Genomic DNA, 20,637 nt, shown 5'->3' on the forward strand with positions numbered 1-20,637 from the left:
TTTCCATGACCTCCGTCTCCCCACCCTACCTCCGCCTGCGCTCTGGCCCACCGTTGCTGACCGTGATGGATCGCTACATCGCCAAAGAGCTAACCATGCCCTTTTTGTTTGGGGTAGGCGCGTTCTCGTCTATTGGCATTTCGGTGGGGGCCCTGTTTGAGCTGATTCGCCGCATTACCGAGTCGGGGCTTTCGATCACGCTGGCGGGGCAGATTTTCTTACTCAAGCTGCCCGAGTTCATTGTGCTGGCCTTCCCCATGTCAACCCTGCTAGCCACGATGATGACCTACAGCCGCTTCTCCAGCGATAGCGAGCTAATCGCCATGCGCGGCGTGGGCGTTAGCATTCGCCGTATTATTGTTCCAGCGGTGGTGCTGAGCCTGCTGGTGACGGGCCTTACCTTTGTGTTCAACGAGCTGATTACCCCCGCCGCCAACTACCGGGCCGCGATCACCCTAGAGCAGGCGCTGAAGTCAGAACGGCCCCCCTTCCAAGAGCGCAATATTTTCTACCAGGAGTTTCAGCCCGCCAGGGACGACCCCGCCGCCCAGGAACTCAAGCGCCAGTTCTATGCCCGCCGCTTCGATGGCACCACCATGCATGGCCTCACCATTCTTGACTTTTCTCAGGAGGGACTCAACCAGGTGGTCAGTGCTGAGTCGGCCAACTGGGATGTGGCGAAGAATTCCTGGACCTTCTACGACGGCACTATTTACGTTGTCGCCCCCGACGGCTCGTTTCGCAACATCATTACCTTTGAGACCCAAGAACTGCAGCTGCCGCGCACGCCCCTGGATCTGGCGGGGCGCACTAAAAACGACACCGAAATGAACATTGCCGAGGCCACCGAGCAGCTAGAGCTGGTCAGAAAAAGCGGTGACGAGAAAGCTATTCGCCGCTGGCAAATTCGTATTCAGCAAAAATATGCCCTGCCCTTTGTCTGTGTGGTGTTTGGCTTAGTCGGGTCTTCCATTGGCGTGCTGCCCCAGCGCACCAGTCGGGCCACCAGTTTTGGCGTCAGCATCGTGATCATTTTTGGTTACTACCTGCTGTCGTTTATTACCAATGCCATGGGCGAAGTGGGGGTGCTCTCGCCCTTGATGGCCGCCTGGGTACCGACGATGTTGGGGCTGGTGATCGGCACCTACCTGCTGATGCGAGCGTCTAGCTAGTACCATGGTCATCCTAAACCCGGCCCTGATGAATCAGCCGATTTTTTCAGCACCTCCGACCCGAAGCACCCCCAGGGGCTAAAAGTATCCGTCCTGCTCGATCTCTTCGATGGTCTGTAGGCCTCGGGTATCGCCTACCTTAAGCAGAGCGGTGCGGGCATCTTCCCGCACGCCCAGGTCATCTTCTTCGGCAAAGCTCTCGATCAGAGCGTCGATGGCCGTGTGGTAAACCACGTTAGAGGGCAGCTCACGACACAGCTGGCCTATGGCCCAAGCACAGTTGCTGCGTACCGCCGGTACCGGGTCGCGGCGCAGCCCCTCAATCAGGGGAGGAATGGCGGCAATCACCGACTCATAGCTGACCTGGGCCATTTGAGCTAGGGCGCTGGCCGCCCACAGCCGCACCGCCGAAATATCGGTGCGCAGGGCAATGATCAGAGGCCCTAAGGCACGCTCGTCGTGGGAGTTGCCTAAGGCCCAAACCAGCCCCTTGCGGACATAACCATTCCAGTCGGTGGTGAGCTGGTCGATCAACGGCGTTATCGCCGACTCGTGGGGGTTGCGACCGAGGGCATAGGCGGCGCTGACCCGCACCAGGGGACAGAGGTCGGCCAATAGCGTTGTCAGGGCCGTCACCGCCCGCGCATCTTCTACCTCACAAAAAACTCGGGCCGCCAGCATCCGCTGCTGCGGATCGGTCGCTGTTAGCAGCGGCAGCATCGCATCGGGGTCGTACTGGGGAGCCTGCTCCTCTTCTACAGGGCCAAGGGCGTCTAGAGGGTCGGCAAACTCCAGGTCAGGGTTGAGCGTGGAGAGGTCGTCGTCATACATATGGCCACTTTATCCGGTTGTGCGGCACTTTTAGCGCTAGCCTAGGCGGTCTGCAAACTTTCGTTAAGCACTTCCCCAGGGGGTGTCGAGGGCGTTTTGGCAGGTCAGCTGCATCAGGCCATGGCATCGGTTTTGCTCCTGCTCAGTCAACGCGCAGCAGCAGGCCCTGGGGTAAACAGCGGCATGCCCTACCCCACTTACCCATTCCAGGCGTTGGTGGCTTTGCTGCCAGTGCATACCAACGGCGATCGCCCCCTATGGGGCCAGACTATGGGGCAGGGGTTCGTTGCCCCATAGTCTGGCTTTCCGAAGACTATCCGTAGATTCTCTGAGATCGATCAGGCACCCGCTAGGATGTGGGCGTGGGCCAGGTTCTCTCGGGAGTGGCTGAGGTGATGGCGACCCTGCACGCCGCCCTGCCCTTAACTGATTGATAGTTCTGTCAGTTTACCAGCGCTTCAGAACCCAGAAATGGCCCTGACGACGTAACTAGGAGTATGGCGGCTATGGCATCTCAAGAACAGGTCAGAGATTTTTTGGCCCATTGGTTTCAGTTGGGCAAGCCGGTGGTACTGGCCGAAGATCGGGGCGAATATTTGCCTGAGCCCATCTTTCAGGGCGGGCACTATAGTCGATCATTTGAAGACTGCTGGCACAAAATCATGGTGACCAGCGGCCAAGACTGCTACCTCAAGGGCACGACCCAGAGCGTTGGCGAGATGCTCTCCCCTGCCTGGGATGTAATGCCTTGTGCGCGCTGCGAAATGCCCATCGCGGTGCCAACAGTCGGGACCATGGCGCGCCTCTGCCCCTGCAACGACTTACCGACTTGGCCCAATACCGAGGTGCCGATGCCTCGCACTGCCGTAGACAGCGAGTATCAGCTGAGAACGCTTCGAGAGCGTCTGGGTATCGCGTAAAGCAGCTAAGAGTATTCCACCTAAAAAAACATCCCGATCAAGAACGCGACCTTGGCCCAGTGGGTCGGTCGCGGAGAGACACCGGATCGGTATTTGTGGGCCCACGCTAACGCGGTTTCAACCCAATTGTTCCTATACCGAGGCAGACGCCAGTACCTTTTCGTCCTGACGGGGAATGTCGTAAATCATGAAGTCGTGGGCCATGGCGGTATTGGGAAAAATGGCCCTGGCTTCGGCGAGTAAGTCTGGCAGCTGAATATCGTTGCCGGGGGCATAGCGGGGGCTGAAGTGGGTCATGATCAGCTGCTTAGCCTGGGCCCCCAGGGCGACCTGGGCGGCCATGGTGCTGGTTGAGTGCAGGCGCTGGTAGGCCAACTCGGCATCGCGGTGAGAAAAGGTCGCTTCGTGGATTAAGACGTCGGCCTTGTTAGCGAGGTCAACGGCGCGATCGCAGTAAATCGTATCGGTGCAGTAGACTAGCTTGCGACCCACCAGGTCTGGGCCGCAGAGGTCGGCCCCATTAATGGTACGGCCATCGGCTAGCTTCACCCGCTTACCCTGCTTGAGCTGACCATAGAGCGGCCCCGAGGGAATGCCCATGGCCTGGGCTCGCTTGACGTCAAATCGACCGGGGCGATCGCGCTCTTCGACCCGATAGCCGTAGGCGGGTACCCGGTGCTCAAGTAGATCGCACACCACTCGAAAGTCTTCATCCTCAAACACCAGCCCCGGCTCCACCGCGTGGATCTTGATTGGCAGCGAAAAGTGGGTCTGGGAGTAGCGGCGACAGGCCTGCAAATAGTCATTGAGGGGTTTGGGGCCGTAGATATCAATGCGCTGCTGCCGGTTGCCCGCCAGCCCACAGCTGGCCAGCAGCCCCATGAGGCCAAAGATGTGATCACCGTGCATGTGGGTGACAAAAATGCGGCGAATTTGACTCGACTTAAACTCGCTGCGCAAAAACTGGTGTTGGGTACCCTCGCCGCAGTCAAATAGCCACACTTCGGCTCGCTGGGGCAGCCGCAGGGCCACGCTCGACACGTTGCGAGCCCGGGTCGGCACACCAGAACTGGTCCCCAAAAATGTAATCTGCAAAGAAACGCCTCGGAAAATTGCTAAAAAACATGGCCTAGACCTACCCACCTATCTTGCCACGCCCCAGAGCCAATGGCTGGGGCCAAAACCTAATCTAGGGCCAGACTAGGGCCAGATTAGGGCCAGAGAGTATGATCAACACAGCGCGGTTTACGCTCGTTAGAGCACCCCCTGGACAGCAACGAGGAAACCCCATGTTCGCCATGACCTACCTGCTAACGACTCTGCTGACCGGGCTAGGCCTGGCGGCCAACCTCCCTGCGGCTCAGGCTACCCCGCCCGGATTGCACTACGCCTGGCAGGTGTTGGAAATCGATACCAATCAATGTCTGACCCTGGCTCAGCAGGCTCTGGAGTCTCAAGGCCTAGAGCCTATTCAAAACGATGACATCAGCCTGGCCGGGCGTTCTGAAACGGCAACCGCCATGTTTGTGTGTATGGAAAACCCAGCTGCGGTTACTACGGTCATGGTGGTGGTGGCTAGCGATGACGATGCCCAGGCACTGGAGCTGCGCGAGGCGCTCAAACTGGCGTTTTAGCCCATGCGAATTGTTGCCTACCGCTACCGAACTGTTGCCAGCCAGCCAGCATCTGAGCTGGATAGTCTCGACAAGGCTGAGTTCACCGATATAGAGCAGGTCTATACCGACATTGCCCTACCCACCGAGCCAGACTTTCGGCCTGAGCGCGATCGCCTGGTGGCCGACCTCCAGGCTCACCCCGCCGACCGGGTGATAGTAGACGACCTGGCGACTCTGGGCCACAGCCCTGAGGAGGTGCGCCGCTGGGTCACAGTTCTAGAGGCCACCGGGGCCGAAGTTGTGGATCGCCATCGTTCTCCGGTAGATCTCGCCAGCCTGCTGCAAGGGGCTGACTTAGCCACCCAACAGCGCCGTCGTAGACTGCGTGAGGGCCATGCCCGCAGTCGCTTGCAGGCGCTACCCCCGCCGGGCAAAGCTCCCTACGGCTACCGTCGCGGCCAGGGTCGCTACCTGATCGATCGCGCCACCGCCCCGGTGGTCACGGCTTTTGTGAACGAATTTTTGATCTACGGTTCGCTACGGGGGGCGGTGCGATTTTTGGAAAGCAAGTATGGCAAGCGGATTTCGGTATCTACCGGGCGGCGCTGGCTGACTCACCCGGTGTATCGTGGCGATCTGCAATACCAGGATGACACCATTCTGCGCGACACCCACGCCGCCATCGTCAGCCGTGACGAAGCCGCCCAGATCGATCGCCTGCTGCGCCGCAATCGACCGCTGCCGCCGCGTACCGCCGGGGCACCGCGATCGCTGGCAGGCCTGGTCACCTGCCAGGCCTGCCAGCAGCCCCTGACGATTTCAAAGACCGCTCCCCGAGGCCAGGGCAAAAGCTACCTCTACCTGCGCCCCAGTGGCTGTCCTCACCAGCCCCGCTGCCAAGCCATTCCCTACGACGATGCGCTCAATCGCATCGTGGCAGAAATTTGCCGATTGCTGCCCCAGGCTGTCGCCCAGCTCACTGCCAGCATGCCCGCCGCCGCCCCAGCCCCCGGCCCTCGGCTTCAGGGTGAGATTGGGGCCAAAGAAGCTGCGATCGCCCAGCTCCCAGCCCTCGAAGCCGAGGGCATTCTCGATGCCGAAACCGCGGCCCTGCGTCGCTACAAGCTACGGGGCGAAGTCGCCGCCCTCCACCAGCAGCTGGCCCAGCTGCCGCCAGTTAACCTGCAAGAGCTCTCCCAATCGGTCTCCATTCCCCAGTTCTGGCTCGACCTGTCTGAAACCGAACGCCGCTTCTTCTTCCGCGAATTCATCCGCGACATTCAGATCGTGCGTCAAGAGAAAGAGTGGCGAGTAGAGCTAGTACTGGTGTTTTGAGACAACATTTGAGACAACACATCTGAGACAACAACCTAATGCAGCTGGCTAGTTTCACCCTGGAGGACTGTAGGTGACCAGACTATGAGCTAGCTCATAAACAGACTGGGCAGCATCTGCCACACTGAGGCCAAACAGGTAAAACGAATGCTCATCCACTTAGAAGTAGATCGTGCATCAATCAACCGGTGCAAAATCGCCTGAACCTCTCATTTCATCCTGAGATCTGGTTCGGTTTAATGACCCTACTCTACTATGAATGCCGGTTTGCCTATGACGACTAATTTGCTACAAACCCCCTCGTCCCAAGCCTGGCACCGTCCCGTAATTTCTCCAGAACACGGCGCTTACGTGGTGCTAGGACTATCGTTTTTGGTGGGGGCTGCCGCGGCCCAGCAGTGGACCTGGGCCACCACCTTGGCGTTAGCCTGTGCCGTCTGCGGTTTTCAGGCTGAACATCCTTTGATGCTGCAAATTAAGCAGCGCAAGTCTTGGAAGCCCCGGTTTTTGGTGTGGGGCGGGCTGTACGGTGGGGTGGCCATAGCAGCGGCAGTGGCCCTCTACGGGTGGCAGGGCGGCGGGTGGTCGCCTCTGTTGGCCATCTATGGAGCTGCAGCGCTGGCGCTGGTGATAGATGCGATCGCCGTTTACCGCCGGGGCCAAAAGTCCATTGTCAACGAGCTGATTACCTTTGCAGCGCTGTGTCTGGCGGCTCCGCTGGCCTATGTCGCGACCACCGGCATCCTGACGCCCATGACCGGCGGACTGTGGGCGCTGTGCAGCCTCTATTTCTGTAGCACTATTTTCACAGTGAAGCTGCGCAAACCCGCCAAAGGAGAAACCGCTGAGGCTCCTTTAAAGCGAGCGATCGCCTACCACGGCCTCGCCCTCCTGCTGGTCGCCAGCCTCTACGGGTTGGGGTTGCTGCCGCTGGTGCCGACGCTGGCGTTTGGCGTGGCCCTAGTCAAGTTGCTGGGCATCAGTCTGGGGCTGGACTGGTTTCGCACCACCCGCATTGGCCCGGTTGCCGCGATTGAGACCGTTACAGCCCTGCTTTTTGGGGCGATCGTCATAGTGGCTTTACTGCCGGTTCATGGGGGCATGGTCTGAGAATTCATGGTGATAGGTCGAAGCTATCTATCCCAGCGTGTCACAGTCCCCTGAGCGGAGTCAAAGGGGACATCTCGCATGGGTTTTGGCTTTCTCTCTTCGGGAGACGCAGGGCGAACGACTTCGCTCAGCCAGGGCAGTTTTAGGGACGCCTATCCCAACGTTAAGTTCAATACGTTAAGTTCAATCATCCGACAACTGGCGAGAAAAACTGCGGCAGCGCCATTGAACACAGCCTAACGGGTTTATTGATTAGTTTGGCTCAGGTGCCATGCTGTATTCCAACCGCTAGCAGTAGAAGTGACTGCGATCGAGCACCACTTCGCCGTGGTCGGGCACCCAGACAACCCAGCTGTTGTTAGAAGCCTGACACAGGAGCTTTGCTTCATCGGCCGCGTAGACGCTGGGGGCCTGCAACAGCTTTACCCAGGTGTCGCGGGTATAGGTGATGTGGCAAATTGCATTCCAGCTAGGGAAATCGTTGTCAGAACCAGGTTTAGGCTGGAGCGTCTGTTGAAGCGCCATAGTGCTACCTCCCATCGTAAGAGCAGGATTCTGCCAATGCTAACTGCGGAACCACAAAAATACTTCTGTATCCAATTTTACAGAAAAATGGCGAAAAAGCATCTGCCCAGGGAATAAGGTCACAAACCCTGACAAATGGTTGGGTCGTCTGCCCAACACCCTGCCATGATCTAGCGGCCTGTGCTCCAGAGTGTGATGCCGCTGTAGTCTGCCACCGTTGGCTAGGTTGAGAGTTGACTGAGGGTAAGCAAAAAAGCCAGATTGGCGATCGCCCTCAACGCATGGGGTGCATTAGCGGGCATCACCACCCACACGCCGGGCTCAAGGGCAATATCTTTGCGCCACGGATTGAGCAGGGCCATGGGGCCAGTTTGGCACTGCTCGACGTTCAAGCCGGTTGATTCATAGGCCGCCTGCCAGCCCGACTCACTCAGGGGTGCAGTATTGCCGCGAATAGTATTGGCGAGTTCGCGGTAAATGTCGTCAAGTTGAGGGCCCTGGGCGAGCATTTCGTGGCTCAGATATTGCCCGCCGGGCTTGAGGCGATCGCCCACCCCCTGCAAAATTTTGGCCTTGCCGGGGGCCGACTGCATCGACTCCCCCAGCACATAGTCAAACTGCTCCGGAATATGCTCTAGGTGAAAGATGTCTTTACTGTGGCAAATAGGCCCAGGTTTATGAGTTACCTCATAAACCTGGGCTCAGACAGAGCCAGAATGCCTGGAACCCATAGCCTGAGGCCATCGTCATCCCCAAACCAGGTCCAGGAAAACAGATTGAAAACTGTTGTACTGTAGTGAGGCATAACCCCTGCCCAGAGCTAATGCAGCCATGCTGGTCAATAGTCAAACCCTTGGAACCATTGGCTTCTTTAAAGACTTAGAACCATCGTTGCTGGAGCAGCTGGCCGCCCATAGCCGTCTAAGATCCTACGATATCAACGAGGTTGTGTTCCATGAGGGAGATGCCCTCTCGCCCTGTCTTTACTGGCTGACGTCAGGTTCCCTGCGCATGACAAAACTATCGGAGTCGGGAAAAGAAACGATTCTGAGGTTGCTGTGGGCCGATGCCGTCTTCGCCGCCCCGGCGCTGTTTGGCGACGGTCAAGCGCCCGCTACGGCCACGGCCATGGAGTCGATTCAGGTGCTGACCATCGAGCGAGAGGCCCTTCTGAACGGGTTTCGAGCAGATCCTGAGCTAGCCCTGCATCTGCTGAACATTTTTAACCAGCGGCTACAGCATCTACACAACCGGGTACATGGCCTCGTATCGGAACGGGCGATCGTGCGGCTGATCCACTACCTGGAGTATTTTGCCGCCAGTGCCGGTACGGAGACTGTGCCCCAGGGGCAGCAGCTCAAGGCGCAGCTCACCTACTATCAGATTGCTCGCAGCATCGGCATTACCTATGAGGAGTGCGTGCGGTTGTTTAAGCAGCTCAAAACAGCGGTGTCTTACCAGCGAGGGGGCAAAATCACCATTCTCGACACCAACCAACTCACGGTGATCGGACAAGGCTAGAGTGATTAAAACTCGATGCTGTCGGGGGTACGGGGAAAGGGAATCACATCGCGGATGTTGCCCATGCCGGTGATAAACTGCACCAGGCGCTCAAAGCCAAGACCAAAGCCCGCGTGGGGCACGGTGCCAAAGCGGCGCAAGTCCAGGTACCACCAGTAATCCTCGAGGGGCAGTCCCGCTTCCTGAATGCGGCGCTCTAGCACGTCGAGCCGCTCCTCCCGCTGGGAGCCGCCGATAATTTCGCCTACCTTGGGGGCCAGCACATCCATGGCGGCCACCGTTTCGCCGCCGTCGTTGAGGCGCATGTAGAAGGCCTTGATGCCGGTGGGGTAGTCGGTGACGATCACCGGCTTTTTGAACAGATCTTCAGCTAAATAGCGCTCGTGCTCCGATTGCAGATCGATACCCCACTCGACCGGAAACTCGAAGCTGCGATCGCACTGCTCCAGCAGCCTGACCGCATCGGTATAAGTAACCCGCTCAAAGGTGTTGTTGATAATGTTGTCGGCGGTGGCCAGTACCGAGTCATCGATGCGCTGGTTGAAAAATTCCATGTCCTCCGGGCACTGCTCCAGCACCGAGTGGAAGATGTACTTGAGAAATTCTTCGGCCAGGTCCATATTGCCCACCAGGTCGCAGAAGGCCATCTCCGGCTCCACCATCCAAAACTCGGCCAGGTGGCGCGAGGTGTTGGAGTTCTCGGCCCGAAAGGTGGGGCCAAAGGTGTACACATCGGTAAAGGCCATCGCCATGATCTCAGCTTCGAGCTGGCCGCTGACCGTGAGATAGGCGGGCTTGCCAAAGAAATCCTGGCTGTAGTCTACTTTGCCGTCCTGGACCTTCGGCGGATTCGCCAGGTCTAGACCCGTGACCGCAAACATCTCCCCCGCCCCCTCGCAGTCGCTGGCGGTAATGATCGGGGTGTGCATCCACAAAAAGCTGCGATCGCGAAAGAACTGGTGAATCGCCTGGGCGCAGGCGTTGCGCACTCGAAAGACCGCGCCCAGGGTGTTAGTGCGCGATCTGAGGTGCCCCAGCGTCCGCAAATATTCAAAAGAGTGGCGCTTCTTCTGCAACGGATAGGTTTCCCCATCTGCCGTGCCGTAGACGGTAATCGTGTCCCCCCGAAGCTCCACTCGTTGCCCCTTGCCCGGTGACTCAACCAGGGTGCCGCCAATTTCCACCGACGAGCCCGTGGTCAGGTCTTTAACCACAGTGTCATAGCCTGCCATGTCAGCATTGAGCACCACCTGCAAACCGGCCATCGATGAGCCATCGTTGACATCGACAAAGGTAACCCCCTTGGCGTCTCGTCGGGTGCGAACCCAGCCTTGAAGGGTCACAGCCTGACCTGGCTCACCATGGTGCAGAATATCTCGAATGCGCGGCATAGTCGTGGTTCGTCGGTAGTGGTTTGATCCAAATTCTTATCTATTCTGGCCCACAGTGGCTCCACAGAGACATTTCTTGCCTGAATAAAATTCGAAAATTAATGCCTTGAGGACGTTGAATCACCTGGCAAAGGTATTTATAGCTACAAAATTACGCTTCCTTTACCCCTACTATCCAGAATGCAAATTTCTCTAGGGTTTTACTACTGACTATTGCCAGCGTCTGGAGATTTAGATGGCTTTTGGGGCCATTTAGAACTGGCAATAGTGATATAAGCACACCCGTCTCTAAGGCAGTTTCTATCCAAAGCTTGGGGTTGTTTCTCCTCCTGCATTGATTTAGGGCGGCAGCATTGAACTCGCTGTAGTTTCGGTAGGTTTAGGTTGGTCAGCCATCTGCTTTAATTGCTGTCGAGCATTTTATGTTTGTCTGAGCGGCTCTTTTAGGTCACTAAGATAACAAGCACCATAGCCAGAAATTTCCCATTTTGGGGTTGCCGGTTTCTGTTGCTGTAGTGTGGATTTTCTAATGCTGTCTAATCGGTCAGCCCCTCAGACTTTTCTCGTTCATCGCTATGTCATTAAGGCGCGCTGTCTTGCAGAGTTTGGGTTATTCATCATCAACAGCTTGGGCGGCAGAGGTTGTTTCTGTGATGAAGCGATGAAGAGCTCTTCTCTAGAAGGAGCGAGTGAATGAAATTGGCCGCACCTTGGTGGGCTAAGAGGTTATGCATCATTTGAGTATTGTGTCCAATTTAGGAGATTGCTATGAGTGGAAACGAGTTGCGTGCCCAGGCTATTGCTACGATCGCCGGCCGACCCAAGGTATCTGTAAACGCTCCAGGACGGCTCGAAGATCTGTGGGCCAAGGACGTTTTCAGCCTCAGCAAAATGCAGGAATGCCTGCCAAAATCGGTCTTTAAATCGCTACAGAAGACCATTACCACAGGCGCACCGCTAGATGTATCTGTGGCCGACGTGGTAGCTGTGGCCATGAAAGATTGGGCCATTTCTAAGGGAGCTCTCTACTACTCCCATATGTTCTATCCCCTCACCAACGCCACCGCCGAAAAGCATGATGGCTTTATCTCGGTGCAGAGCGATGGGTCGGTTATTTCCGAATTTGCAGGCAAGGTGCTGGTGCAAGGGGAACCCGACGGCTCGTCCTTCCCCAACGGCGGCATTCGCTCCACCTTTGAAGCCCGTGGCTACACCGCCTGGGATGTCACCAGCCCTGCCTTTGTGATGGAGACCGACAACGGTGTCACCCTCTGCATTCCCACCGTATTTGTTTCCTGGACTGGCGAAGCGTTAGACAAGAAGACGCCCCTGCTACGCTCTAACGCCGCCATGAGCAAGGCGGCTACCCGCGTTCTCAAGCTGCTGGGCAATACTGAGGTGGCTCCGGTCAACTCTAGCTGCGGGGCTGAGCAGGAGTATTTCTTGATTGATGCCAATTTTGCCAGCGTCCGTCCTGACCTGATGTTGGCGGGGCGTACCCTGTTTGGGCGCCCTCCGGCTAAGGGGCAGCAGTTTGATGACCACTACTTCGGTGCCATTCCCGAGCGGGTGCAGGTGTTCATGCAGGATGTGGAGAATCAACTCTACCGCCTAGGCATCCCGGCCAAAACCCGCCACAACGAGGTAGCCCCCGGCCAGTTTGAAATCGCTCCTTTCTTTGAAGCCGCCAACGTCGCCAGCGACCACCAGCAACTGCTGATGACGGTGCTGCGCAATACGGCCAAAAAGCACGGCTTTGTCTGTCTGCTGCACGAGAAGCCCTTTGCTGGCATCAATGGGTCGGGCAAACACGTCAACTGGTCCGTGGGCAACAAAACCCAGGGCAACCTACTAGACCCGGGCGACACCCCCCACGAAAACATGCAGTTTCTCGTATTCTGCGGGGCGATAATTCGCGGCGTGCACAAGTATGGCCCGCTGATGCGAGCGGTGATTGCCAGCGCCAGTAACGACCACCGTTTAGGGGCCAACGAGGCTCCCCCGGCGATTATCTCGATCTATCTGGGCAGTCAGCTCCAGGATGTGTTTGACCAGATCGCCCAGGGTGAAGTCACAGGCTCTCAGAGCAAAGGCGTCATGAACCTGGGGGTCGATACCCTGCCGGTATTTCCGAAGGATGCGGGCGATCGCAACCGCACCTCCCCCTTTGCCTTCACCGGCAACCGATTTGAGTTTCGGGCCGTGGGCTCGGGCCAGTCGGTATCTGGGCCCCTGGTGGCGATGAACACCATCCTGGCTGACTCCCTCGATTGGATGGCCGATCAGTTGGAAGCCAAACTGGGCAGCGGTGTAGAACTCAACACCGCCATCAAAGATATCTTGCGCGACGTGATTCACGCCCACGGGGCCGTGGTGTTTAACGGCAACGGCTACTCCACTGAGTGGCACGAAATGGCCGTCAATGAGCGCGGTCTGCTCAACCTGCGCACCACCGCCGACGCTCTGCCCGTGCTGCGCGAGCAGTACATCGAAGACCTCTTTACCCAGGAAGGGGTGCTGACTCCGGTGGAACTGGGCAGTCGCTTTGAGGCCTACTCTGAGCAGTACATTCAGTCCATTGAGGTAGAAGCCAAGCTGGTGGTCAGCATGGCCAAGACCATTATCTACCCCGCCGCCATGCGCCATATGGCAGAGCTAGCCTCTACCATCGGCAGTCTCGATGAAATCGGCGTTGAGTTCGGCAAAGAGAGTGTGGTTATCGTGGCGGAACTCACCAAGTCGATGATGGCATCGGTGGGCGAACTCAGCGACATGATGACCAAGCACTTTATGTCGCCCGAAGAGCACATGCAGTTCTGTGCCCAAACCATTCGCCCCCTGATGGATCAGGTGCGGGAGTACGCTGACGCCCTCGAAGGCGAAGTGGCCGACGACCTCTGGCCCCTGCCCACCTACCAAGAGATGCTGTTCATCAAGTAGGGGCAAACAACCGTTTGCCCTCACGAGAGCTGCTGATGTTTTGAGTTCTACCTGAATTCAACAATTCTCAGACTCACAGTAGGGATAGACATAACCCTGCTACTCTAAAGCCCCCAGTTATTTTTCTCCCTGGAGAAACGACAGGGGGCTTTATTTGATGCGTGGATTAGAATCTTTCTATCCCTCCAGTAGACGGGGCTATGGGTTATGTCAATACGGTCGAGCCCGATAACTTCCCAGCACAGTACCGTTGACTATGCCGCCCTATTTTCTGCTGTTGCTCTGTGAGTAAAACCAACGCTGCCCGCATTCTCGATCGCCTCAAGCTGCCCTACGAGATTCTGGAATACGCCGTCGACCCCGATGATCTGGCGGCTGAGAGCACTGCCGAGAAGCTGGGGCTACCACCGGAGCAGGTGTTTAAGACATTGGTGGCCAGGGGCGATCGCCACGGTGTCTGCCTCGCCGTCATTCCTGGCAGTGCCCAGCTCGATCTCAAGGCGCTGGCGGTGCTGGCAGGCGATCGCAAAACCGACACCGTACCGCTTAAGGACGTACAGCCCCTCACGGGCTATGTTCGCGGCGGCGTCACCGCCCTGGGCACCAAAAAAGCCTACCCGGTCTACGTCGATGAGTTGATGCTGACCTTTGAGACCGTAGCCGTCTCCGCCGGTAAGCGAGGCCTGATGCTGTGGCTAGCGCCTCAAGCTTATCTGACCGCCACCCAAGGCATCGTAGGCGCGATCGCCCGGTCCAGCCCTCCATGAAATAACTCGCCCCTCATCTCCCGCCGTTCATCCAAGCTCCTACTTGCTTAACCAGCCCTGTACTGGCCCAAACTCAGGGGCTTGAGTTCCCGTGCGGGCTAGAGCACCGCCGCCCAGCAGCAAAAATGCCAGTCCCAGGGCCACAACCACCAGGCGGCGACCGGCATCAATTTGGTTAAATCGCAGCATTGACTGGGAAACGGTGTAGCCAGAGTCAGGAGAATGCGGCATGGGGATGGGCAGAACATCGACCCTTTTATGGTCGCCCCCAGTCCCAAAATAGGTGGTGATAGTCGTTCTCTCCGGAGCGTGATCTTGGCATAGGGAATCGGTGAGGAGCGATCGCATCTCACACCGGCCCAGATCACAGCGATAAAAAAAGGCACCCCCATTGGGGATGCCCTTTACTGCTCCAGCTACAGCACAACGCTGAGTCGCCGATGCCAGCTAGGCTAGCTGATGTAGCTCATCTTCTAGCTGCTGCAACAACTGCTCGTTACCTTGGGAACGAGCGACATCAATCCGATGTTGAATCGACTGTTGAATATTGATCCGATGGGCCTCAGCGGCTTCTTGCAGCAGGTGCCGACGAGCCCTGAGCCCGGTTTTTACAGCGACGCGCCCAGCTTGAAATACGGGCTGCCGTTCGGGAACCGCCGCCAGCGGCTCTACCTGGCCCTGGGCATTGGTGCTATAGCCCACACCTCGATAGGTATAGCTAGCGATGGGTTGGGGTACCGGCACATGGCTCAAATACTTAAAATTGAGAGAACGACCCCGGTAGCACCCGGTCAATTCACTGTCGCGCACTTCCAAAGAAGGCGCGTTGTAGGTGTAGTCTACGCCGCGATAGCAAAGTTTCATGTAACGCCTCCTGTTGACAAAGGATTAAACAAACTGCCCGTAGGCAGGGTGCGTTCCTTCAGGAGTGGGTCTCCTTACTTCCGTCTAAAGCTTCAGGGCAATTACCCTGGGTTCGCAGTAGATGAACGTCAACGTATTTCTGTATTCTAGTTTACCAAAACTATTCAATGTCAACATACCGTGGGATTACCTAGTAGAAGCGACTTTGTCAGCGTAATCGCAGGCTCTACAGGCGTTTGGGCTGTTTCAGGCGCGATCGCACCGCTGCAAATCTTTACTTCTCCTGTGACAGTTCTAAATAATCTGCCCGACAGGGATGCCATTGACCGGTTTCGTCGCCCCGCCGCCGCCACTGACCTCAAAGGCGAGCAATTTACACTATGCTGGTATGTAACAGTTGCTTAACGTAACCCCACTGTGCGGGGCCTAGCTTTATGAAATGCATCATCAACCGCCGGGCGCAGTTTTCGGCCAGCCACCGCTACTGGTTGCCCGAGCTGAGCGAAGCCGAAAACATGCGGCAGTTTGGCCCCTGCGTCAATGCCCCTGGCCATGGCCACAACTATGTGCTTTACGTAGCCATGGCAGGCGACCTCGACGAATATGGCATGGTGCTCAACCTGTCTGACGTTAAGCAGGTCATCAAGCGAGAAGTCACCGCTCCCCTAGATTTTTCCTATCTCAATACCGCTTGGCCTGAGTTTCAGCACACCCTGCCCACCACCGAATACCTGGCCAAAGTCATTTGGGATCGCCTTGCCCCCCACCTGCCCATCGTCAACATTCAGCTCTTTGAACACCCCGAACTCTGGTCCGACTATTCAGGTAATGCCATGGAAGCCTTTCTCACCGTCAGCACCCACTTTAGTGCCGCCCACCGCCTGGCCTCACCCCGCCTCAGCTATGAAGAAAACTGCGAAATCTACGGCAAGTGCGCCCGCCCCCATGGCCATGGCCACAACTACCACCTCGAGGTCACCGTCAAGGGCGAGATCGACCCCCGCACCGGCATGCTGGTCGATTTAGCCGCGCTCCAGGCTGCGATCGATGAGCATGTCGTTGAGCCCTTCGACCACACCTTCCTCAACAAAGACATTGCCTACTTTGCCAAGGTCGTTCCCACCGCCGAAAATATCGCTGTCCACATCCGCGACCTGCTACAGAACCCCATCGCAGGTCTGGGGGCGCACCTCCACAAGGTCAAGCTGATTGAGAGCCCCAACAACTCTGCTGAGGTCTACGCTGCGGTACCCCTAAATGAAACGCCCGTAGCGGCCACCCCAGAACTGGCGACTGTCTAAGGGAGCATCACCTCGATAGTCCCCTCATCTTCGAGGCTTGATGTCCCGGCTCGAAGCATGGTTTTCGTAGGTTTCATAGGCCGCTACAATGCGCTGCACCAGCGGATGGCGCACCACATCGGCCTGGTTGAGCTGGCAAAAGACAATGCCATTCACTCCCTGCAAAATTCGCTGGGCTACCGCTAAGCCTGAGGTCTGGTCACTGGGTAGGTCAGTTTGAGTCACGTCGCCCGTCACCACCATGCGCGACTTAAACCCTAACCGGGTCAGCACCATCTTCATTTGACCAGGGGTGGTATTTTGGGCCTCATCCATAATTACGAAGGCATTGTTGAGAGTGCGGCCCCGCATGTAGGCCAGGGGAGCGACCTCAATAATGCCTCGCTCCATCAGGTTGGCAATTTTCTCAGGATCGACCAGCTCATGGAGGGCGTCGTAGAGCGGGCGCAGGTAGGGGTTCACCTTTTGTTGCAGATCACCCGGCAAAAACCCCAGTCGTTCCCCCGCCTCCACCGCTGGACGGGTCAGAATCAGCCGCTCAAACTCGTTGTTGAGCAATGCCTGAATGCCTACCAGAGTAGCTAGAAAGGTCTTACCGGTGCCCGCTGGCCCAATGCAAAACACCATGTCAGCCTGGCGCAGCGCCTTAACGTAATGCTTTTGGCGAAAGGTTTTAGCCCGCACAACTTCACCCCGGCGGGTGCGCGCCACCACGTCTTGGTGAATCGCCTGAAGTTCATCGATGCGATCGGTATCGAGGGCATGACGGGCCGTCATAATATCAGCCGTTGTCACCAGCTGACCCTGGCCCCACAGCGGCTGTAGGGCCATCACCAATCGCTGGGCCAGGGCGGCACCGTTTTCAGTGCCTGAAATCAACAACTCCTGACCGCGCAACACTAGAGAAGCTCCAGTTTGGCTCGCCAGGAGTTTAATATTTTCATCTCGATCACCGGCTAGGGCCAGAGCGCCCTCGGGGCTAGGCAGTTCAATCTGCAGAGAAGAAGACATTTAATCCTAATTAAAGTGAATCATCCCGCAGGGGGGGCGATCGCGCTAGGTACGAGGCCGAGGTCGGGGTTTTTGCGGCTTGCCCGGTGGGCGTTGAGGCCCGCTACGGGGTCTTTGCTCAGAGCCACTGGCCTGTTCAGAAGCGCCATAAACATCCACGTAGGCCGACCACCCAGACAGTGCTGCAGTAGCCCGCACAATCGTGCGAATGGCTTGAATATTACGCCCGCCCCGGCCAAATACCTTACCCCGCTCATCTCCCTTAAAGGCAATTCGGATCCACACCTTAGACTGCGCCACATTTTTCTCGCAGTCTATTCGCAATGAATCTGGCGAGTCTAGAAAGGGCTCTACCAAAAATTGAACTAGTCCTGGAAAATCAGGGCTATCCATAACGGCGGGGGGAGGGGCTAAAAACGGCAGGCAATCTAAGCCTCGGCTTTGAGTTGCTCAAATACGTTGGCTTTTTCGAGAATGCGATGCACGGTTTTAGTGGGCTGTGCGCCCTGTTGCAGGCGACGCACGATCGCCGGTACATTCAGTCGGGTTTCGTCGGTGCGAGGATTGTAGAAACCAACTTCTTCCAGGGGCCGTCCATCGCGGCGGGCTTCACTGTTGATAGCCACGATGCGGTAGCTGACTTCCCGCTTTTTACCAAAACGCTTGAGGCGAAGCTTAATCATAGGGTTAGAGCAACATCTGTAGGGTCGAAAGGCTTAGTCTAGATTAGAGGGTAGTCCGACTAAATAGATAGGTTTTTAATCCTATCATTTAGATACCGTCAACTGCAATCGTCATTGAGCATTTTTAGAGCTACCGACCACAGCCGATAACCCACTGGAGAAAGACCGGGTTAACTAGGGGCTGCCCCGGTGGCGATCTAATCTTCGTGTTCGTCAAAGGGGTCGGTCAACTGCTTTGAAGGTGGCCCAAAGGACATATAGACTGAGTAGCCAGTGACGGCCACCAGTACGGTAGCCACGGAAATGATAAGAACTGTTGCAGGTTCCATAGAGTTTATGAGAATAAGAAACCACTCCATCCTATAATATTACGAACTATAAAGTGTTGATTGTGGAAGGATCCATGGCACAACGGACTTGGTTAGGAGACGTGTTGAAGCCCCTCAATTCTGAGTATGGCAAGGTGGCCCCCGGCTGGGGTACTACGCCTCTCATGGCGGTTTTCATCGGTCTGTTCTTCGTGTTCTTGCTGATTATTTTGCAGCTTTACAATTCCTCCATCGTGTTAGACAGCTTTGACGTTGACTGGCGCAGTGTAGGACTTTAGGGATAGGACTTTAGGGCGTTGAAGGGCCAGGCTGTGTTGGTTTAGCCCCTAGAGTTTGCCAACACAGTTAGACTTAAGATCTAGGGTTGAATTATCTGAGGCTGGCGTAGATCCTTGACTACCCGGCCTCTTTTGCCGTTTTATGCACAGCAGTAGTTAAAACAGCAGTTGTTGTCCACAGGAGTTGGCCTATGAACGTGTTCGGTGTAGGTTTGCCAGAGATGGCGCTAATTCTGGTGCTAGCGCTGCTGGTATTTGGCCCTAAAAAGCTACCCGAGATTGGCCGCAGCATGGGTAAGGCGCTTAAAGGCTTCCAGGATGCTTCCCGCGAATTCGAAGAAGAATTCAAAAAGGAGGCTCAGCAGATTGAGAAGGCGGTCACAACCCCGATGAAAGCGACGCTTGAGCCCGACTCCCCCAAAGTATTAACGCCCCCAGAGGCGGCTGCCGAGGCTGAGATACCTAACGAGGCTGAGATGCCTAACGAGGCTGAGGCCGGTTCCCCAGCGGTGGTTAGTAGCGATCGCCCAGAACTGGCGGCAGACGCCGCTGAGTCGGACGCTCCGGTGTAGCGATCGCAGGGCTGTTGATCTATGGCTGAAACAGTGACTCCGTTGCCTTGCCTGATCGTGGGGCTGGGCAACCCTGGAGCAAAATACACGGGCACTCGCCACAACATCGGCTTTGAGGTGGTCGATCGCCTGTCGAAGTCCTGGGCAATTCCCCTCAAAGAAGAGCGACGTTTTCAGGGAGAGTATGGGGTTGGCTTTGGGCCAACCCGAGACAAGGTGTATTTACTCAAGCCGACGACCTACATGAACCGCTCGGGGCAGTCAATACGCGCGGTGTTGGACTGGCTCAAGCTGTCTCCAGCTCAGGTGCTAGTGGTCTATGACGAGATGGATTTACCCCTGGGGCGGCTGCGGCTGCGCTTGTCGGGGTCGGCAGGCGGCCATAACGGCATGAAATCGGCGATCGCCCACCTGGGCACCCAGGAGTTTCCGCGCTTGCGTATAGGTATTGGTGCCGCCCAGCGCCAAGGCGAGGGAGACAAGGCGGTCGTCTCCCACGTGCTCGGCAACTTTTCTCAGGCCGAGCGCTGCACCATGGACGCGGTGGTCGATACGGCCCTCGGGGTCTTGACAAAAGCACTGACTGACGGGGTCGAGAAGTCAATGAGCCTCTATAACAACATTGATTTGAGCGGCGAATAGACCACTCTTACAGTTAGTTGATTGCCCTCCCATCTCCCTCTTCAGAGCACCGCCTTGACCGCAAAACCGCAGCCCTCATCCCATTCACCCCTGCTGCCCGGGTTAGCTCGTCTGCGCCATTACCCCATCACCTGGCTACGGCAGGACAGCTTGGCCGGGATCACGGTAGCAGCCTACCTCATTCCCCAGTGCATGGCCTACGGCGACCTGGCTGGCGTCGGCCCTGTAGCGGGCCTGTGGGCAATTTTGCCAGCGCTGCTGTTATATGCCCTGCTGGGCACGTCGCCCCAACTCTCGGTGGGGCCAGAGTCGAGCACAGCGGTGATGACAGCGGTGGCGGTGGCCCCCATAGCGGCGGCTTCTAGTGCCAATTACGCGGTGTTGGCTGGGCTCTTGGCTTGCGCAGTTGGTCTCCTATGTTTGGTCGGCTACGCCGCTCACCTGGGGTTTTTGGCCGATCTGCTGTCAAAGCCAATCTTGATTGGCTATATGACCGGAGTGGCCGTGATTATGGTGGTCGGTCAGCTGAGCCGGGTCAGTGGGGTACCGCTTGAGGCCGAATCGGTACTCAGTCGCCTGATTGAGTTTTTAAGCCATTTAGGGCAGGTTCAGGGGCCCACCCTGGCGGTGGGGAGCTTTGTTTTAATTTTTTTGTTTGGCGTGCAGGCACGCTTTCCAAGAGCGCCAGGGCCACTGCTGGCCCTTAACGGGTGACAACGTACCTAAAGAGCTTGCTGCATCAGGGATAGAGCATAGAGACCACGCTGAAAATAGCGATGTTTATGGGGTTTGAGCGCTATCAGTTGGAGTGCCCAGTCGGTCCATAACT

26 protein-coding genes and 1 riboswitch are annotated in these 20,637 nt (G+C 56.9%); of the genes, 15 read left to right on the forward strand and 11 right to left on the reverse strand.

Features of this window, described 5'->3' with window-relative positions; all coding sequences use genetic code 11:
* The first annotated feature begins 5 nt into the window (after positions 1-5).
* A complete protein-coding gene (locus IQ254_RS20195; RefSeq protein WP_228040920.1) occupies positions 6-1,172 on the forward strand; it encodes an LptF/LptG family permease in 1,167 nt (388 codons plus the stop codon).
* Between the two features lie 78 nt (positions 1,173-1,250).
* On the opposite strand, the gene IQ254_RS20200 is transcribed toward IQ254_RS20195, so the two are convergent.
* Positions 1,251-2,003 carry a HEAT repeat domain-containing protein gene (locus IQ254_RS20200; RefSeq protein WP_193967963.1) on the reverse strand — a complete coding sequence of 251 codons (753 nt, stop codon included), beginning with the start codon at positions 2,001-2,003 and terminating at the stop codon, positions 1,251-1,253.
* Between the two features lie 120 nt (positions 2,004-2,123).
* On the opposite strand from IQ254_RS20200, the gene IQ254_RS20205 reads away from it, so the two are divergent.
* Both IQ254_RS20205 and IQ254_RS20210 read left to right on the forward strand, forming a co-directional pair.
* The gene (locus IQ254_RS20205; RefSeq protein WP_193967964.1) at positions 2,124-2,300 is read left to right on the forward strand and encodes a hypothetical protein; all 177 of its coding nucleotides are present in this window, start codon (positions 2,124-2,126) and stop codon (positions 2,298-2,300) included.
* 209 nt (positions 2,301-2,509) lie between these two features.
* Positions 2,510-2,923 (forward strand): hypothetical protein, encoded by a 414-nt coding sequence (locus IQ254_RS20210; protein ID WP_193967965.1) that lies wholly within the window; start codon positions 2,510-2,512, stop codon positions 2,921-2,923.
* A 132-nt stretch (positions 2,924-3,055) separates the two neighbouring features.
* On the opposite strand, the gene IQ254_RS20215 is transcribed toward IQ254_RS20210, so the two are convergent.
* On the reverse strand, positions 3,056-4,018 hold the full coding sequence (locus IQ254_RS20215) for a ribonuclease Z (RefSeq protein WP_193967966.1): 963 nt from the start codon (positions 4,016-4,018) through the stop codon (positions 3,056-3,058).
* Positions 4,019-4,212: 194 nt separating this feature from the next.
* On the opposite strand from IQ254_RS20215, the gene IQ254_RS20220 reads away from it, so the two are divergent.
* From IQ254_RS20220 to IQ254_RS20230, 3 genes are all read left to right on the forward strand, one after another.
* Positions 4,213-4,557 (forward strand): hypothetical protein, encoded by a 345-nt coding sequence (locus tag IQ254_RS20220; RefSeq protein WP_193967967.1) that lies wholly within the window; start codon positions 4,213-4,215, stop codon positions 4,555-4,557.
* A gap of 3 nt (positions 4,558-4,560) precedes the next feature.
* Positions 4,561-5,874, forward strand: a complete 1,314-nt coding sequence (locus IQ254_RS20225) for a recombinase family protein (protein ID WP_193967968.1) — start codon at positions 4,561-4,563, stop codon at positions 5,872-5,874.
* Positions 5,875-6,147: 273 nt separating this feature from the next.
* Positions 6,148-6,984 carry a YwiC-like family protein gene (locus IQ254_RS20230; RefSeq protein WP_193967969.1) on the forward strand — a complete coding sequence of 279 codons (837 nt, stop codon included), beginning with the start codon at positions 6,148-6,150 and terminating at the stop codon, positions 6,982-6,984.
* 288 nt (positions 6,985-7,272) lie between these two features.
* On the opposite strand, the gene IQ254_RS20235 is transcribed toward IQ254_RS20230, so the two are convergent.
* Together IQ254_RS20235 and IQ254_RS31690 are read right to left on the reverse strand one after the other, a co-directional pair.
* Positions 7,273-7,509 (reverse strand): hypothetical protein, encoded by a 237-nt coding sequence (locus IQ254_RS20235; RefSeq protein WP_193967986.1) that lies wholly within the window; start codon positions 7,507-7,509, stop codon positions 7,273-7,275.
* A 221-nt stretch (positions 7,510-7,730) separates the two neighbouring features.
* Positions 7,731-8,102 carry a hypothetical protein gene (locus tag IQ254_RS31690; protein ID WP_228040919.1) on the reverse strand — a complete coding sequence of 124 codons (372 nt, stop codon included), beginning with the start codon at positions 8,100-8,102 and terminating at the stop codon, positions 7,731-7,733.
* Between the two features lie 238 nt (positions 8,103-8,340).
* Here IQ254_RS31690 and IQ254_RS20250 point away from each other — a divergent pair, with 238 nt between their 5' ends.
* Positions 8,341-9,030, forward strand: coding sequence for a Crp/Fnr family transcriptional regulator (locus IQ254_RS20250; protein ID WP_193967970.1), 690 nt, complete (start codon positions 8,341-8,343; stop codon positions 9,028-9,030).
* A 5-nt stretch (positions 9,031-9,035) separates the two neighbouring features.
* Here IQ254_RS20250 and asnS read toward each other — a convergent pair whose 3' ends face one another.
* On the reverse strand, positions 9,036-10,421 hold the full coding sequence (gene asnS / locus IQ254_RS20255; protein ID WP_193967971.1) for an asparagine--tRNA ligase: 1,386 nt from the start codon (positions 10,419-10,421) through the stop codon (positions 9,036-9,038).
* 768 nt (positions 10,422-11,189) lie between these two features.
* On the opposite strand from asnS, the gene IQ254_RS20260 reads away from it, so the two are divergent.
* Complete coding sequence (locus IQ254_RS20260; protein WP_193967972.1) at positions 11,190-13,361, forward strand: glutamine synthetase III; 2,172 nt, start codon at positions 11,190-11,192, stop codon at positions 13,359-13,361.
* Between the two features lie 284 nt (positions 13,362-13,645).
* The gene (gene ybaK, locus IQ254_RS20265; protein WP_193967973.1) at positions 13,646-14,128 is read left to right on the forward strand and encodes a Cys-tRNA(Pro) deacylase; all 483 of its coding nucleotides are present in this window, start codon (positions 13,646-13,648) and stop codon (positions 14,126-14,128) included.
* 39 nt (positions 14,129-14,167) lie between these two features.
* Here the strand turns inward: ybaK and IQ254_RS20270 are convergent, their stop codons facing one another.
* Positions 14,168-14,359, reverse strand: a complete 192-nt coding sequence (locus IQ254_RS20270) for a hypothetical protein (protein ID WP_193967974.1) — start codon at positions 14,357-14,359, stop codon at positions 14,168-14,170.
* A gap of 216 nt (positions 14,360-14,575) precedes the next feature.
* Positions 14,576-14,992 (reverse strand): DUF4278 domain-containing protein, encoded by a 417-nt coding sequence (locus IQ254_RS20275; protein WP_193967975.1) that lies wholly within the window; start codon positions 14,990-14,992, stop codon positions 14,576-14,578.
* 47 nt (positions 14,993-15,039) lie between these two features.
* Positions 15,040-15,122, reverse strand: a riboswitch (Glutamine riboswitch).
* Between the two features lie 50 nt (positions 15,123-15,172).
* Here IQ254_RS20275 and IQ254_RS20280 point away from each other — a divergent pair.
* Complete coding sequence (locus IQ254_RS20280; RefSeq protein ID WP_193967976.1) at positions 15,173-15,397, forward strand: hypothetical protein; 225 nt, start codon at positions 15,173-15,175, stop codon at positions 15,395-15,397.
* Positions 15,398-15,426: 29 nt separating this feature from the next.
* On the forward strand, positions 15,427-16,293 hold the full coding sequence (locus IQ254_RS20285) for a 6-carboxytetrahydropterin synthase (RefSeq protein ID WP_193967977.1): 867 nt from the start codon (positions 15,427-15,429) through the stop codon (positions 16,291-16,293).
* Positions 16,294-16,317: 24 nt separating this feature from the next.
* On the opposite strand, the gene IQ254_RS20290 is transcribed toward IQ254_RS20285, so the two are convergent.
* The 4 genes from IQ254_RS20290 to psbN form a co-directional block, all read right to left on the reverse strand.
* On the reverse strand, positions 16,318-17,304 hold the full coding sequence (locus tag IQ254_RS20290) for a PhoH family protein (protein ID WP_193967978.1): 987 nt from the start codon (positions 17,302-17,304) through the stop codon (positions 16,318-16,320).
* Between the two features lie 45 nt (positions 17,305-17,349).
* The gene (locus IQ254_RS20295; RefSeq protein ID WP_193967979.1) at positions 17,350-17,697 is read right to left on the reverse strand and encodes a KH domain-containing protein; all 348 of its coding nucleotides are present in this window, start codon (positions 17,695-17,697) and stop codon (positions 17,350-17,352) included.
* Positions 17,698-17,732: 35 nt separating this feature from the next.
* Positions 17,733-17,987: a 30S ribosomal protein S16 gene (gene rpsP, locus IQ254_RS20300; RefSeq protein WP_193967980.1), complete on the reverse strand. Its 255-nt coding sequence runs from the start codon at positions 17,985-17,987 to the stop codon at positions 17,733-17,735.
* A gap of 197 nt (positions 17,988-18,184) precedes the next feature.
* The gene (gene psbN, locus IQ254_RS20305; RefSeq protein ID WP_193967981.1) at positions 18,185-18,316 is read right to left on the reverse strand and encodes a photosystem II reaction center protein PsbN; all 132 of its coding nucleotides are present in this window, start codon (positions 18,314-18,316) and stop codon (positions 18,185-18,187) included.
* A 74-nt stretch (positions 18,317-18,390) separates the two neighbouring features.
* On the opposite strand from psbN, the gene psbH reads away from it, so the two are divergent.
* The 4 genes from psbH to IQ254_RS20325 all read left to right on the forward strand — a co-directional run bounded on the left by psbH (position 18,391) and on the right by IQ254_RS20325 (position 20,522).
* Positions 18,391-18,594, forward strand: a complete 204-nt coding sequence (gene psbH, locus IQ254_RS20310) for a photosystem II reaction center phosphoprotein PsbH (protein WP_026073000.1) — start codon at positions 18,391-18,393, stop codon at positions 18,592-18,594.
* 191 nt (positions 18,595-18,785) lie between these two features.
* Positions 18,786-19,166: a TatA/E family twin arginine-targeting protein translocase gene (locus IQ254_RS20315; RefSeq protein WP_193967982.1), complete on the forward strand. Its 381-nt coding sequence runs from the start codon at positions 18,786-18,788 to the stop codon at positions 19,164-19,166.
* A 21-nt stretch (positions 19,167-19,187) separates the two neighbouring features.
* Positions 19,188-19,808: an aminoacyl-tRNA hydrolase gene (gene pth, locus IQ254_RS20320; protein ID WP_193967983.1), complete on the forward strand. Its 621-nt coding sequence runs from the start codon at positions 19,188-19,190 to the stop codon at positions 19,806-19,808.
* 54 nt (positions 19,809-19,862) lie between these two features.
* Entirely contained in the window at positions 19,863-20,522 is a 660-nt protein-coding gene (locus tag IQ254_RS20325) for a SulP family inorganic anion transporter (protein WP_193967984.1), read from the forward strand.
* The last annotated feature ends 115 nt before the right edge of the window (positions 20,523-20,637 follow it).

The sequence above is a fragment of the Nodosilinea sp. LEGE 07088 genome (assembly GCF_015207395.1).
Classification (GTDB): Bacteria; Cyanobacteriota; Cyanobacteriia; order Phormidesmidales; family Phormidesmidaceae; genus Nodosilinea.